The following is a 12,471-nucleotide window of genomic DNA, read 5'->3' as shown; positions in this document are numbered from 1 at the left end:
CAGAATTTCTTTCGCGGTCGCCAAGGAGCGGACTGAATCACGCGCATTTTCGCAGATCGCCGCCTCCCTTGCATGTAGCACGCGTCGCGAGCGTCGGCTGTTTGCCCGCCACACTCGGGCGCGCTATGATCTGCCGCGGGCCGAAACCGTTGGCCCGCGACGGAGTAAGCAAACAAGAACAAGAACGAACAGAAGAGGTTACCCGCTCATCTCGTGAGGGGATGCGCCGCCTCGTTTCCTTTTCTTGGATATGCCCGTTCTCCATCTGGATCTGAAGGAGAAACCAGGAAATGACGGAATTCGAGTTGAAGCTGCAGTCGGCCGCCAAGCTTGCCGCGAAAGGCAGGGTTTCGCGTCGTGACTTTGTTCAACTGGCGCTCGCCGCCGGCCTTACCGGTACGGCCGCCAATGCGATGTTCGTCCAGGCGGTGCGCGCCGAGCCCAAAAAGGGCGGCACCTTGAAGATTGGCATGGGCGAGGGCTCCGCCACCGATACACTGGACCCGGGTCTCTCCCTCAACTCGTTCACCGGCACCGCGCTATTTGGAACCTTGTCGAACAGCCTGACCGAGATCGATTCCAAGGGCAACGTGGTCCCCGACCTCGCCGAAAGCTTTGAGCCGTCAGACGGCGCCAAGAAGTGGGTGTTCAAACTGAGGAAAGGCGCCACCTTTCACAATGGCAAGACGGTTACCGCCGATGATGTCGTGGCCTCGGTCAGGCATCACACCATCGAGGGCACGAAATCGGTGACGAAATCGCTCTTGGCTTCGGTCAAGAATGTCGTCGCCGACGGTGCCGAGACGGTGGTGTTCAAACTCGACGGCGGCAACGCCGACTTCCCCTACATCATGTCGGACCTCCCGGTCGTGCCGGCGAAAGAGAGCGGCATCGACTGGGAGTCGGGCATCCGCACCGGCCCCTATATGCTCGAGAAATTCGAGCCCGGCGTCATCGCCACCTTCAACAAGAACCCGAACTACTTCAAATCCGACAGGGGCTGGTTCGACCGTGTCGAATGCCTGGCGATCAATGATGTAACGGCGCGCACCAACGCGCTCTATACCGGCGAGGTCCACTACATGGATCGCTGCGATCTGAAGACGCTCGACATTCTGAAGCAGAACCCCGATCTCGTGATCTCGGAGACGACGGGCTACGGCCACTACGTCTATGTCATGAACGTCCAGAAGGCGCCCTTCGACAATCCCGATGTGCGCAATGCGATCAAATACTCGCTCAATCGCGACGAGATCGTGCAGAAGGTGTTTCTCGGCCACGGCGCCATCGGCAACGACAATCCGATCGCACCGACCGTCAAGTTCGCGATCGATCCGCAGCCCAAGCACGTCTACGACCCCGACATGGTCAAGAGCCTCCTCAAGAAGGCGGGGGCCGAGAACACCCAGTTCGACCTGTCGGTCGCGGATGCCGCGTTCGCGGGTGCGACCGACTCGGCTCTCCTCTGGCAGGAGCATGCCCGGGCGGCCGGGCTCAACCTGAATGTGATCAGGGAGCCCAATGACGGCTACTGGGCCAATGTCTGGCTCAAGAAGCCGTTCTTCGCCTCCTACTGGGCCGGCCGGCCGACCTGCGACTGGATGTTCACCACCGCCTATGCGGCGGAAGCGGTGTGGAACGAAACGCTCTGGAAAAATCCGCGCTTTAATGAGCTGCTCGTCGCCGCCCGCTCGGAGACCGACGATACCAAGCGTGCCGGCATGTATGCCGAAATGCAGCAATTGCTGCATGACGACGGCGGGCTGGTGAACCTGGTCTTCAACTCCTATGTCGATGCGCACACCAAGGCACTCGCCCATGGCGAGGTGGCGTCGAACTGGCCGATGGACGGCACGAAGATCGCCGAACGCTGGTGGTTCGCCTAGGCCGTGTACTCATAAATTGGGATGGCGGACTGGACGCGTTTGATGTCTCCTTGTCCCCCAACAGCGGTTCCGGAGCGGACATCGCAGCAGGTCAATCCCTGGCGCGCGTCCAAGGTCCATCAATTGCCTCTGATTTTGGACAGCGCGTCCTTTGCGTAAATGCCAACCAGAGCTTCATTCTGGAGTGCCACGAGCGCAGGTATCGCAGCTCGTGCCGGAGACCCGATCTTTCCCAGCGCCTCGATGGCCTCCCGGCGGAGATGCTCAACCTTGAGCGCCGCAACCAGAGCCGGAACGGCTTGTGCTGCCGCTGGTCCAAACCAGCCCAGTCGCCTCGTTGCGTATAGCTGGGAAAAGGGATTGCCGGTCTCAAGCTCTGCTTCCAGGCTCGTAATGGTGACGTCCAGCGGCAGCGCAGCGACACGGACACCGTCATTCAGGCGCTCCCGGACGCTTGCGTGTTCATGATCCCATTTGAACGAGAGGTGTAAGGTGTCGGGAAGGTTTTCGAGCCCTTTCTGATCTACACCCGGTCGGAACTTCAGTAGCATCTGTCTCGCTTCTTCCCGGCGACCGAGCTGCGCCAGCACGGAACTGAGAGGTAGAAAGAGCGCAGTTGCGTCTGGGTTTCGCCTGACGCCTTCTCCGAACACCTCAGCCGCTTGTTTCAGATCGCCCATTGCAAAAAGCGCCAATCCACGAGCGAGAACGTAGTGGCTTGGATAGTTCGGGTTGAGCCGCATGGCGGTCGCGACGAAATTCAGCGCCTCGGCAGGTTCGCCTGAGATCGTCAGCGCCCAAGCCGTTGCGATGTGTGCCTCGGGGTCGTTGGGATCCAATGCAATCGCTCGACCGGCATTCCTGCGTGCATCTTCGGCCAGACCTTGATAAACGTCCCGCAATGCCTCGACCGTATAAGACAGTGACGTTGGATATTTCTTGGCCAGCTCTGCGTAATCGTCAGCTCCCCACCAGAAATATGGTTCGTCCCTACCGAGTTCCTTACCCCAGAGTGACTCAACGACGCGGTAGTAGGCCAGCGCCAGGGCGGCATAAGCGCGCCCATATTCGGGATCAAGCTCGGTTGCTTTTTTCAAGGAAGTGATGGCGGCAGCTGTGTCCTTGGCGTTGTAACGGAGATAAAGGCTCCAACCCTCTTCGAAAGCTTCCTTGGCTGCAATGTTGTCCGGCTTGGCGCGGGCAATTTCCGTTTTTTCGGTGGTGGTGAGATTGACCTTCAACGCTTCGACGATCTTTGCGACAAAAACGTCCTGGATCGCAAAAATATCGGCGACGTTTCCATCGAACCTGTCCGCCCACACATGCCCGCCGGTGAGGGCATCGATGAGCTGGGCGTTGACTCGCACCTGCTCGCCGGCTCGCCGTACGCTCCCCTCGAGAACGTAACGCACGCCAAGTTCTTCGGCGACCTGGCTGATTTTTACCGGCTTGCCGCGGTAGACGAATGTCGAGTTTCGCGCGATCACGAAGAGGCCGGAAACCTTGGAAAGGTCGGTGATCAAGTCATCGGTCATGCCGTCAGTAAAGGTCTCTTGCCCCGCCTCGTCGGACATGTTGGTGAACGGGAGCACGGCGACTGACGGCTTATCGGGCAGCGGCAACGCCATCTTCGATCGCGAGGCCACGTCACTGGGTCGAACGAGATCGTCACCAAAGCGCTGCCAAAGCGCCAGCCCCGCGACAATCAGAATCAATACTGTGGCCGCGACTGCGATCCAGCGCCGCGTGCCGTCAGGTTTGCGACTTCCTGAGATAACCGGGGTGCGTGGGCCTACTCGGTAGAGGCGAACGGCCTTCTCGATGTTCTTGACACGCTGTTCGCCCAAAAACTCGAACCCATAGTCCAGCTTCCGCTCGACCTGATCAAATGCTGTTCCCGAAATCAACACGCCTCCCGGCGGCGCCAACCCTTCGAGCCTCGCCGCCACATTCACCCCATCACCGTAGATGTCCGCCCCTTCGATGATGATGTCGCCAAGGTTGATGCCAATGCGGAATTCGAGCTGTTTTTCTTTCGGCAGTTCGGCATTGCACTCTGCCATGGTGCGCTGGATTTCGACGGCGCAGGTGACTGCATCAACAACGCTCGGGAACTCTACCAGCGCACCATCACCCATGAGCTTTACGATTCGCCCATTGTGAGCTGCGATTTTCGGATCGATCAGGTTCTCGCGCGTGCCCTTCAGGCGCGCCAATGTATCGGCTTCATCCGCTTCCATAAGGCGGCTGTAGCCAACGACGTCGGTGGCAAGAATCGCTGCAAGTTTGCGTTGCATGCCAGCTCCAGACGTGGGGCACGCTCGCTGTCATGTTAGGCGAGTTTTGCTCCTGAGCCTAGGGCTGCTCAGCTTCGGGTCAGATCGAGACTTCACGCCTTCCGTCAGGCTCCAGCGATCCCCCAGGGCCTCGAGAGTCAGATTGATCGGGCAGCCCGAGCGTGGGTCGTTTATGCGCACCCCAAAAACCGATTGCAAGATAAGATCAGTTGACTTACAACCGATTGCATTATGCAAGCAGAACTGCGGATATGCCGCGTGAGGAAGGAAGTGGCATGGCCGAGCTCGTGTTCGGAATGAACCAGTCCCTTGACGGCTACGTCGGCCATATGGCGTTTGAGCCAGGCCCACGCTCTTCCGCCACTTCATCGGGGACATGCGCGGCCCGGCCGGCAGCGTGCAAAAATGTTGACGGAGATGAAAAGATGAACGCCTACGCCTCAATCACCATCACGCCAATCCTCGTTGCCGACCTGCTCGCCGAGGGCGAGCGGATGCCAGTCTACGTGCACGTCATCGACCATCACGGCGCGCGCATACTGGTCGACACCGGCATGACGGAGCTGCACCCGGCGATGGCCGACCTCGATCCCCGCCTCCATCCACTGAGCAAGCAGGACTTCGACCTCGCCGGCATCGACATCGTCGTCAACACACACCTGCACGCCGACCATTGCGGCGGCAACCACCTCTTCGCCGACAAGCCGATCTACGTCCAGCGTCGGGAGCTTGACGACGCCCACAGCGAGGACGACTACACCATTCGCGAGTGGGTCGATGCGCCCGGCGTGCGGTATGTGCCGGTCGACGGCGAACTCGAGCTGCTTCCCGGCCTCTGGCTCGTCCCGGCGCCGGGCCACACAGCCGGCATGCAGGTCGTCGTCGTCGAGACTGGCGGGCGCCCGGTCGTCGTTGGCGGCGACGTGGCGGTTTGGTTTGGCGAGCTTGACGAGCCGCACACCGAAGGCCAGCTGCGGGTGCGCGCGCTCGACCCCGAGCTGGTCTGGCTCGCGCACGAGCACGAGCCGTGGCGACCCCGCACCGTATAAGGCATCACGCCGGCGCTCTCTGGGCGGGCGGGGCAAGCGCATATTAATCTGACTGCGCCCTATCGCAGACCATATTGCATTGCGCCTCGGTCGCGCGGCGCTTGGGAGGAGAATGAGAGTATGGCTAAGCTCGTGTTCGGAATGAACCAGTCCCTGGACGGCTACGTCGACCATATGGCGTTTGCGCCAAGCCCCACGCTCTTCCGCCACTTCATCGAGGAGGCTCAGGGGCAGGCGGGCAGCGTCTACGGGCGCCAAATGTATGAGGTCATGCGTTACTGGGACGACGATCATCCTGAATGGGATGCAGAGCGATACGCCTTCGCGGTGGCGTGGCGGAACCAGCCGAAATGGGTCGTCTCGCGCTCGTTGAAGTCGGTCGGCCCCAACGCCAGGCTTGTTAAGGATGATCTTGAGGGCGCGATACGCGAGCTGAAGGCCGAGCGCGACGGGGAGATCGAAGTTGCTGGCCCGGACTTGGCGCAAAGCCTCACTGAACTTGGCCTGATCGATGAGTATCGAATCTACCTGCACCCCGTCGTGCTTGGTCACGGCAAACCATATTTCGCCGGACCCCGGCCGCCGCTCCGCCTTATGACTAATGATCGGATTGGCGAGGATGTGATCAGGTTGACCTACGTTCCTGCTTGATCTCGCGACTCGCCGGATGGAAATCGCCGCTGAAGTCCGGTCTCGGGTTGGGCCCAAAGCGACGGGAACGGAGATTTTATCAAAAGCTGAACCGCTCCAAGGCGCCGGGCCGCGGGTGCTAGCCGGCGCGCAATGCGAAGCTTGCAGCCGCTTTTGGCAACCCGGAGCTATGGACTGAAGGCCGAATCCGATTGAGCTTGGCAGATTCGAAGCGGCAAAGCCCGAGAGTGGCGACTAAGCCGCCATCCAGCACTTGATCAACGCCTGGCCCCCCATCAGTTCGCCGTTCGGATTGTCCACCCAGCCGCCGACCTTCTGGCTTGTGGCGTCAATGAAGTCGCCGAACATGGGGATAATGGCTCCGCCATCGTCCCGCAGGATCATGGTCGCGTCGTGATACATTTCCTTTCGTATCGAAGGATCGATTTCGCCGCGGGCGCCAAGTATTAGCCGGTCGAAGTCCTCGCGGACAAAGCGCGTGTCGTTCCACTCTGCAGTCGACAGGTAGGAGAGCGAGTAGACCTGATCCTGTGTCGGACGGCCGAAAATGAAGGTCATGCAGAAAGGCTGCTTGTTCCATACGTTCGACCAGTAGCCGTCGCCGGGCTCGCGCCTGACATCGATGGTCATCCCGGCCTTTAAAGCGCTCTGCTGGTAGAGTTGTGCGGCATCGATCGCGCCGGGGAATGCCACGTCCGACGTGCGAAGTGCGATGGCGCCGCTATGACCCGATTTCCTGTAGTGGAATGCGGCCTTGTCCGGATCATAGACACGCTGCTCGATCTCGGCGGAGAACAGAGGATAGGCCGCGTTCACCGGCGTATCGTTGCCGACCTTGCCGTAACCGCCAAGGATGGTCTTGACGAACGCCTCGCGGTCAACGGCGTATTTCAGCGCCATACGCAGATCGTTGTTGTCGAAGGGCGCCGTGTCACAGCGGGCGACCATATAGTAGTGCCCGCGCCCGGACACATTCCGGACCGCGATGTCTGGGGTGCGCTGAAGCAGCGAAACGATCTTGGGCTCCACTCCGTTGATCATGTCGACCTGGCCGGACTGGATCGCCGACACGCGAGCGCTGGCGTCGTTGACAACGAGGATCTCGATCTGATCGGCATGACCCCGTTCCTCGGGCGCCCAATAGTCGCTGTAGCGCTCACCGATGTGCCTGATCCCCGGCTCGTTCACCGCAACCTTGTAGGGTCCCGTCCCGATGCCGCTGTTTGGGTCGTCAACGCCGCCGTTGGGCTGGATCATCAAGTGGAAGTCGGTCAGCAAGTACGGCAGGTCGACATTCGGTTCTTTGAGCGTGATGACGACATTGTCGCCGTCCGCCTCTACCGATTCGAAGCTGCTCACCAGCGACAGGGCGGCTGACTTGGACTTGGAGTCGGAATGCCGTCGATAGGTTTCGACGACGTCCTTCGGCGTCAGTGTCTTGCCATTGTGAAAGGTTACGTCCTTACGGATACGGAATGCCCATCTCTTCGCCTTGTCGGATTGGTCATAGGCCTCGGCAAGCCTGGGCTCTATGGTCCCGTCGGAGGACATTTCCAGCAATTGTTCGGCCCAGCAGCGTCCGAATGTCAGCGGCACCTGGCTGGCGAACAGCGCCGGATCGAGCGTGTCGGTGGATGCACCGCCCACCAGCGCCGCCTTGAGACGACCGCCCTTGGGTGGGGCGGAGGCGAAGGCGACGGAACCCACTATCGAGCTGACCGCCGTCGATCCGACGCCCAGAGCGGCGGCGTGGCGCAGGAAGCTCCGTCGCGAAAGGCTTCCTTTCAGATAGGCAGCTGCAAGGCGCTCAAACGTATCAGGCATTTCATCTCCCTCCGCAAAATGCTCCGCTTCCCTCGCCGTCACGTGACGGGTCTGATCTTCAGGTTGCAGCAGCCCGCGCCGCCGGGTTTCCAAAGGTCGATCGACACGTCGAATCCGGCCGCTTCCAGCGTGCCGTAGTCGGCCTCGGCCGCGATTTCACAAAACAGTTCGACATCGCCGTCCGACAGGCCGGCCTCGATCCAGCGCTGCTTCAGCGGGCAGGCTTCGAACTGGACATCAAAGCCGGCATCGTCCAAGCGGTCGACACGTGGCTGGAACAGCTTGCCGCCGTCCGGCTGCATCGCGAAGACGGTTGGCAGGTCAGCGATGCCGCATCCTTTCAGCCCGTGGCCCAGTCCCTCGCCCCAGTTGCGCACAGCCTCCTTCACGACAGCGATGGCGCTTTCGCGCCCCAGGCGTTTCTCGACTGCGACGAAGAACGCCCGATACAGGTCAGCGCGAGCCTTGCTCGCATCCTCAAGCGCGGTTTCCAGCCTGTTTTCCATGCCCACTCCTGCCGCGCCCGCCATCTCTTTGAGATGAGGCGTGTTTGATGAGAATGGGAGGCTACTGCATCGTTTCCTTGGTGTGACTTGCAAAAATTCTCATTCTTGCGACAAAATGGATTCATGCGAAACCTGCGCCGGCTCATCCCTTCGGGAAACCTGCTCTACGTGTTCGACGCGGCTGCGAGGCATGAGAGTTTCGCCAAGGCCGCGGACGAGCTGAACGTCACGCCTGCTGCCGTCAGCCATTCGATACGACAATTGGAGGCTGGCCTCGGCGTTTCGCTGTTCGATCGCGGGCACCGGCAACTGCGTATCACGGGGGCGGGCGCCAAGCTGTTTCAGAGCATCGCTTCCGGCTTGGATCGGATCGAACAGACCGTCGACGAGATCCACACGGTCCATTCTTCTAGCATCGTGAAGCTTTATGCCTCGATCACCGTCGCGACCTATTCGCTTCTGCCGCGCCTCGCCACCCTTCGGGACCACCAGACGCAGATGGAACTGCGCCTGTACAATTCGGACCGTACGCTGGACCTGCCGGCCGACGGGCTATCGATCGCCGTAACAGGGGGAAGATGCGACTGGCCCGGCTATGACATGTCGCTCTTCGCAAGAGAGCTGATCTATCCGATCTGCAGCCCATCCTACCTTGCTCGGTACGGGCCGATACGCGACCTCGATGCTCTGCCCCGGCAAACCCTGTTGCATCTGGATGAGGCCCATCACGACGGGGTTACATGGCGCGACTTCCTGGACAATTTCGATGTCGGGATCCATGAGAGTTCGCCAAGGCTGATGTACAACAACTACATTTTGGTGCTGCACGCGGCGATTGCCGGTGAGGGCGTGGCGCTGGGCTGGCACCATGTCGTAAGCGGCCTGGTGGAACGCGGCGAACTTGTCCGTCCGTTGCCGGTGGAATTCTCATCGGGAAGCGATTTCTATGTCGTGGCGCGCAAAGGCCGGAAGCTTACGGCAAGTGCAACCGCTCTCCGCGATTGGCTCACGGTACTCTGATACCCCGCGTGCAATTTCGCTGGTTGGCACCACAATCCGTCGCGTCCCGACCTGTTCGGGAAGTGATCGCCCCGCTTAGGCTCAGTCGTCGATGGGGCGAATATCCGCGTCAGCGACACAATAGGGCGCATAACGGAAATCGCGGATCGCGATGACTTGCTCATCCAGCCACTCGACCAGCATGAAGCCGCGCACGGCGCCGTCCGCCTGCGGATCGCGGATCAGGATCGCCGGCCTGCCGTCGACGAAGCCGAGCGAAAGCGCCCAGTCGCTGACGCGGTCGTAATTGCCGAAATAGGTCGAGGCCTGCGCCTTGCCGCTGAGGCGAGTGCGGTTGACGACCTCGAGCTGGATATCCTCGGCGATCAGCGCCCTGACCGCATCGAAGTCGCGCGCGTTGAACAGGTCGACATAGCGGCGCAGGCGTCGCTCGTCGCCATCGTTGAGCTTTGGCGCGACCGTCTCGTCCGGCATTGATGCCAGCGCGCTCAACTCGCCCCGGCCGCGATGCAGCGCCGCCTTGGTGGCAGCCAGCGTCGCGCCCGTCACCTCGCAGGTCTCGGCAAGGCTGAGGCCAAGCACATCGACGAGGATCACGGCGCTGCGCTGCGCCACCGAAAGCTGCATGAAGCTGCGCAGGCTGGCAGCAGCGGCGAGCCGCGCATCGGCACCGGCGGAAGGATCCTCGATCGTCGTCATGTCGGCCTCGGTCATGCGCGACCGCTCCCGCTGGCGCCGGCGCAGATGATCCTGCGCGGCATTGTGGGCGATGCGAAACAGCCATTGCTCGGGACGTTCGACCAGGACATTGCCGTCGAGCGCCTGCAGCGCCTTCAGCATCGTCTCCTGCACGATGTCCTCGCCGTCGATCACCGAGCCCGACATGCGGGCGCAGTAGCGATGCAGCTTCGGGCGCAGGCCAGCAAGGATCGCCTCCAGTGCCGCGCGGTCGAGTTTTGGTGTGCTCATGGTCCTCGTGCTCCGCGTGGCCGGTCCGACATGACGCCAGTACCGCGCCGCCACCTATAGTCAGGCCGGCATGGCCTCGTTGGCGTCCGTCAGCATACGATAGCTGCCGACGATTTTTGCCGCCGATCTGCTGAGTGGCCCGGAGCGCCGCCCGGCATGGTCGGCGCTGAACGCCTTGAAGGCGTCGAGCCCGGTAAGAGCGGAACTGTCCTTCTCCTGGCCGACGAGGTGGACGAACTCTCCAGTCTCCAGCTCCAGAACCAGATAGCGCACGGATTGCGGTTTCGTTTCGTTGAGCGCCTCGAACACCTTTGCCACCAGCGCCCGGTTGTCGGCGATGCTGGCGTCTTTCACGCCGTAGCGGATGAGATTGTAGCCCATGGTCGTCTCCTGATTGGTGGGTCTGCACGAGAAAGACGTTCCGGATTGCCGAAAAGATTCTCGGCATCCTGCGAATCTTTTCGATCGTCTCCATCGTCTTTCATTCGTCGAGGCTGCGCTGCGGCCTCTGTGATGAGGAGAGACATCATGCATATCCAGTTTGCCGAACTTCCCGTGTTCGACCAGGACCGCGCCAAGGCGTTCTACGCCGGTCACCTTGCCTGCCAGCTCATAGCCGACCAGCCGATGGGCGACAGTGGCTGGCGTTGGATCGAGCTGGCATTTCCCCATGCGGTCACTAACCTGCATTTCGTGAGGCGGGCAGATAGTGCGCCGAGCGCGGAGCCGGTGCTGGTCCTGGTCGACGACAATGTCGAGGCAACGACCGCGACGCTGAAGGCACGAGGCGTCGAGATCGTCACCGAGCCGCAGGAAGCGCCGTGGCAGCCGGGCCGCACCGTCGCCGAATTCCGCGACAGCGAAGGCAACCGCATGGTTCTGGCCAGCAGATAATCTGGCGGCGGCATGGCCTCACATCGCGTCGTCGGATCTCGGGTCAACCACTCCCCGCCACGACGCGCCCGAAGTCGTACACAAGGCAGTCATCCGCGTTTTTAACCCCCAAGCTGCTGCAGCTTGCGACAGGCACGCTTCCTGCCTTCTCTGCAGTTTTGGCGACATTGCTCCTTATTGCCATCCCTGCATCGTCCAGCGGCTTCCGGTTTGGCAGGTGCGGTCGTTTCCGCTGAACGATTGGCAGAAGGCTCGTTGATAGGCGGCGACGCTTGCGGCTTACGACTGACTTTCTTTGGCAGGATTTTTTTGCGTGGCGGCGCGGGCGCCTCGAGCTTGGCAATTCGGCTCTTTGCAATTTGGATGAATGCACCATTCGGAAATGCCGCCAGATAAGCACGATACATCGAGACATCGGATGTATCCTTGATCGATTTCCAAAATTCGAGTTCTGTCTCCGTATTGATGTCTGGCTTGTGGAGTTCTGATGGAGAGGGGTTCGATGCGGCATCTGGGTTGAATGAGAACCCTGGCTCCACCAAGGACGAGTTGCTCCAGGGAACCTGCCTCCCAGAAGTCGCGTTCATGACGTCCAACCGGACGCGACGCATAAGAATTTCAATGTCGATTGAAGGAGTCTTCATGCGCTTCACGAGAGAGTCTGCAAAAGGGCTATGATTGGCGGCTCCATCGAGAGCGACATTGCCGGGCTGTGTTGCAAAGCCGATAAAGACTCCCCTGCCAGCATCCAACGCTCCCAGCCCCGCTCCTATTGCGAGGCCGCGACTCTGACTCTGTCCACTTAGTTGCTTGACGAAAGGATTGTCCCGACACGCATCGAGAAGGACGATGGCGGTATTTTCCTCGGCCGTCATGGCTGAAATAATATCTTGCAAGCGCTCAGCTTCTAGAGCCAAGTCCGCCGGACGTTGAAGTGCGGCATCGATAGGCAATAGGTAGTTTTCTCCGTTCGCTTGGAGCCCGTGTCCGGCGTAGTAAAAAAGGGAGACGTCACCCGGCTGCAAGTTTCGCCTGAATTTTCCGATGAGTTCCCTAAACGTTGACGCGTCAGCATCCAGGCCAAGGGTGACCTCAAAACCCATCTCCTCCAAAACTCGAGCGATCGCATTCGCGTCGTTCACCCCGTTGCCGAGCGATGGCGCATAGCGGTAGGCAGAGTTGCCGATAACAAGTGCATGTCTGTGGCTGCGCTGGCCGATTTCGACCTGAGAAGATGCCGGTGTCGACAATCCTGCCAGAAAAAGAAGGCACGCGCACAACAAGCAAATCTTGGACATTGCGACGTTCCCGAGTAACGAAGAATATTAGCATTTGTTAAAGCGCGTGGGTACCCACCGTATGAGACGGTCTTGCT

Annotated in this window: 11 protein-coding genes; 5 read left to right on the top strand and 6 right to left on the bottom strand. The window is 60.5% G+C overall.

The genetic code is table 11. The annotated features are described in order from the left end of the window. Positions 1 to 290 precede the first annotated feature (290 nt). Positions 291 to 1,886 carry an ABC transporter substrate-binding protein gene (locus tag AC1RUK_RS27280; protein ID WP_481838150.1) on the top strand — a complete coding sequence of 532 codons (1,596 nt, stop codon included), beginning with the start codon at positions 291 to 293 and terminating at the stop codon, positions 1,884 to 1,886. Between the two features lie 119 nt (positions 1,887 to 2,005). Here AC1RUK_RS27280 and AC1RUK_RS27275 read toward each other — a convergent pair whose 3' ends face one another. After that, the gene (locus AC1RUK_RS27275) at positions 2,006 to 4,183 is read right to left on the bottom strand and encodes an adenylate/guanylate cyclase domain-containing protein (RefSeq protein ID WP_481838151.1); all 2,178 of its coding nucleotides are present in this window, start codon (positions 4,181 to 4,183) and stop codon (positions 2,006 to 2,008) included. 425 nt (positions 4,184 to 4,608) lie between these two features. Between AC1RUK_RS27275 and AC1RUK_RS27270 the strand changes: the two genes are divergently transcribed. Together AC1RUK_RS27270 and AC1RUK_RS27265 are read left to right on the top strand one after the other, a co-directional pair. Continuing rightward, positions 4,609 to 5,232 (top strand): MBL fold metallo-hydrolase, encoded by a 624-nt coding sequence (locus tag AC1RUK_RS27270; protein ID WP_481838152.1) that lies wholly within the window; start codon positions 4,609 to 4,611, stop codon positions 5,230 to 5,232. 120 nt (positions 5,233 to 5,352) lie between these two features. After that, positions 5,353 to 5,883, top strand: a complete 531-nt coding sequence (locus tag AC1RUK_RS27265) for a dihydrofolate reductase family protein (RefSeq protein WP_481838153.1) — start codon at positions 5,353 to 5,355, stop codon at positions 5,881 to 5,883. A 234-nt stretch (positions 5,884 to 6,117) separates the two neighbouring features. On the opposite strand, the gene AC1RUK_RS27260 is transcribed toward AC1RUK_RS27265, so the two are convergent. Together AC1RUK_RS27260 and AC1RUK_RS27255 are read right to left on the bottom strand one after the other, a co-directional pair. Then, positions 6,118 to 7,707: an ABC transporter substrate-binding protein gene (locus AC1RUK_RS27260; RefSeq protein ID WP_481838154.1), complete on the bottom strand. Its 1,590-nt coding sequence runs from the start codon at positions 7,705 to 7,707 to the stop codon at positions 6,118 to 6,120. 38 nt (positions 7,708 to 7,745) lie between these two features. Next, on the bottom strand, positions 7,746 to 8,213 hold the full coding sequence (locus AC1RUK_RS27255; protein WP_481839381.1) for an L-2-amino-thiazoline-4-carboxylic acid hydrolase: 468 nt from the start codon (positions 8,211 to 8,213) through the stop codon (positions 7,746 to 7,748). A 168-nt stretch (positions 8,214 to 8,381) separates the two neighbouring features. Between AC1RUK_RS27255 and AC1RUK_RS27250 the strand changes: the two genes are divergently transcribed. Next, positions 8,382 to 9,233, top strand: coding sequence for a LysR substrate-binding domain-containing protein (locus tag AC1RUK_RS27250; RefSeq protein WP_481840143.1), 852 nt, complete (start codon positions 8,382 to 8,384; stop codon positions 9,231 to 9,233). Between the two features lie 81 nt (positions 9,234 to 9,314). Here the strand turns inward: AC1RUK_RS27250 and AC1RUK_RS27245 are convergent, their stop codons facing one another. Beyond that, positions 9,315 to 10,202 carry a sigma-70 family RNA polymerase sigma factor gene (locus AC1RUK_RS27245; protein WP_481838156.1) on the bottom strand — a complete coding sequence of 296 codons (888 nt, stop codon included), beginning with the start codon at positions 10,200 to 10,202 and terminating at the stop codon, positions 9,315 to 9,317. A gap of 60 nt (positions 10,203 to 10,262) precedes the next feature. Next, positions 10,263 to 10,583: a hypothetical protein gene (locus AC1RUK_RS27240; protein WP_481838157.1), complete on the bottom strand. Its 321-nt coding sequence runs from the start codon at positions 10,581 to 10,583 to the stop codon at positions 10,263 to 10,265. A gap of 147 nt (positions 10,584 to 10,730) precedes the next feature. Between AC1RUK_RS27240 and AC1RUK_RS27235 the strand changes: the two genes are divergently transcribed. After that, positions 10,731 to 11,096, top strand: a complete 366-nt coding sequence (locus tag AC1RUK_RS27235) for a VOC family protein (RefSeq protein ID WP_481838158.1) — start codon at positions 10,731 to 10,733, stop codon at positions 11,094 to 11,096. Positions 11,097 to 11,197: 101 nt separating this feature from the next. On the opposite strand, the gene AC1RUK_RS27230 is transcribed toward AC1RUK_RS27235, so the two are convergent. Next, complete coding sequence (locus tag AC1RUK_RS27230; protein WP_481838159.1) at positions 11,198 to 12,394, bottom strand: caspase family protein; 1,197 nt, start codon at positions 12,392 to 12,394, stop codon at positions 11,198 to 11,200. Positions 12,395 to 12,471 lie beyond the last annotated feature (77 nt).

The organism is Mesorhizobium monacense, assembly GCF_056781675.1.
The sequence above is the reverse complement of the archived record's forward strand: the minus strand, read 5'-3'. Positions and strand labels throughout refer to the sequence as shown.

Excerpts from the sequence above, each read along its gene's own strand:
- AC1RUK_RS27280 (WP_481838150.1), top strand. The coding sequence starts at position 291 with ATGACGGAATTCGAGTTGAAGCTGCAGTCGGCCGCCAAGCTTGCCGCG.
- AC1RUK_RS27275 (WP_481838151.1), bottom strand. The coding sequence starts at position 4,183 with ATGCAACGCAAACTTGCAGCGATTCTTGCCACCGACGTCGTTGGCTAC.
- AC1RUK_RS27270 (WP_481838152.1), top strand. The coding sequence starts at position 4,609 with ATGAACGCCTACGCCTCAATCACCATCACGCCAATCCTCGTTGCCGAC.
- AC1RUK_RS27265 (WP_481838153.1), top strand. The coding sequence starts at position 5,353 with ATGGCTAAGCTCGTGTTCGGAATGAACCAGTCCCTGGACGGCTACGTC.
- AC1RUK_RS27260 (WP_481838154.1), bottom strand. The coding sequence starts at position 7,707 with ATGCCTGATACGTTTGAGCGCCTTGCAGCTGCCTATCTGAAAGGAAGC.
- AC1RUK_RS27255 (WP_481839381.1), bottom strand. The coding sequence starts at position 8,213 with ATGGAAAACAGGCTGGAAACCGCGCTTGAGGATGCGAGCAAGGCTCGC.
- AC1RUK_RS27245 (WP_481838156.1), bottom strand. The coding sequence starts at position 10,202 with ATGAGCACACCAAAACTCGACCGCGCGGCACTGGAGGCGATCCTTGCT.
- AC1RUK_RS27240 (WP_481838157.1), bottom strand. The coding sequence starts at position 10,583 with ATGGGCTACAATCTCATCCGCTACGGCGTGAAAGACGCCAGCATCGCC.
- AC1RUK_RS27235 (WP_481838158.1), top strand. The coding sequence starts at position 10,731 with ATGCATATCCAGTTTGCCGAACTTCCCGTGTTCGACCAGGACCGCGCC.
- AC1RUK_RS27230 (WP_481838159.1), bottom strand. The coding sequence starts at position 12,394 with ATGTCCAAGATTTGCTTGTTGTGCGCGTGCCTTCTTTTTCTGGCAGGA.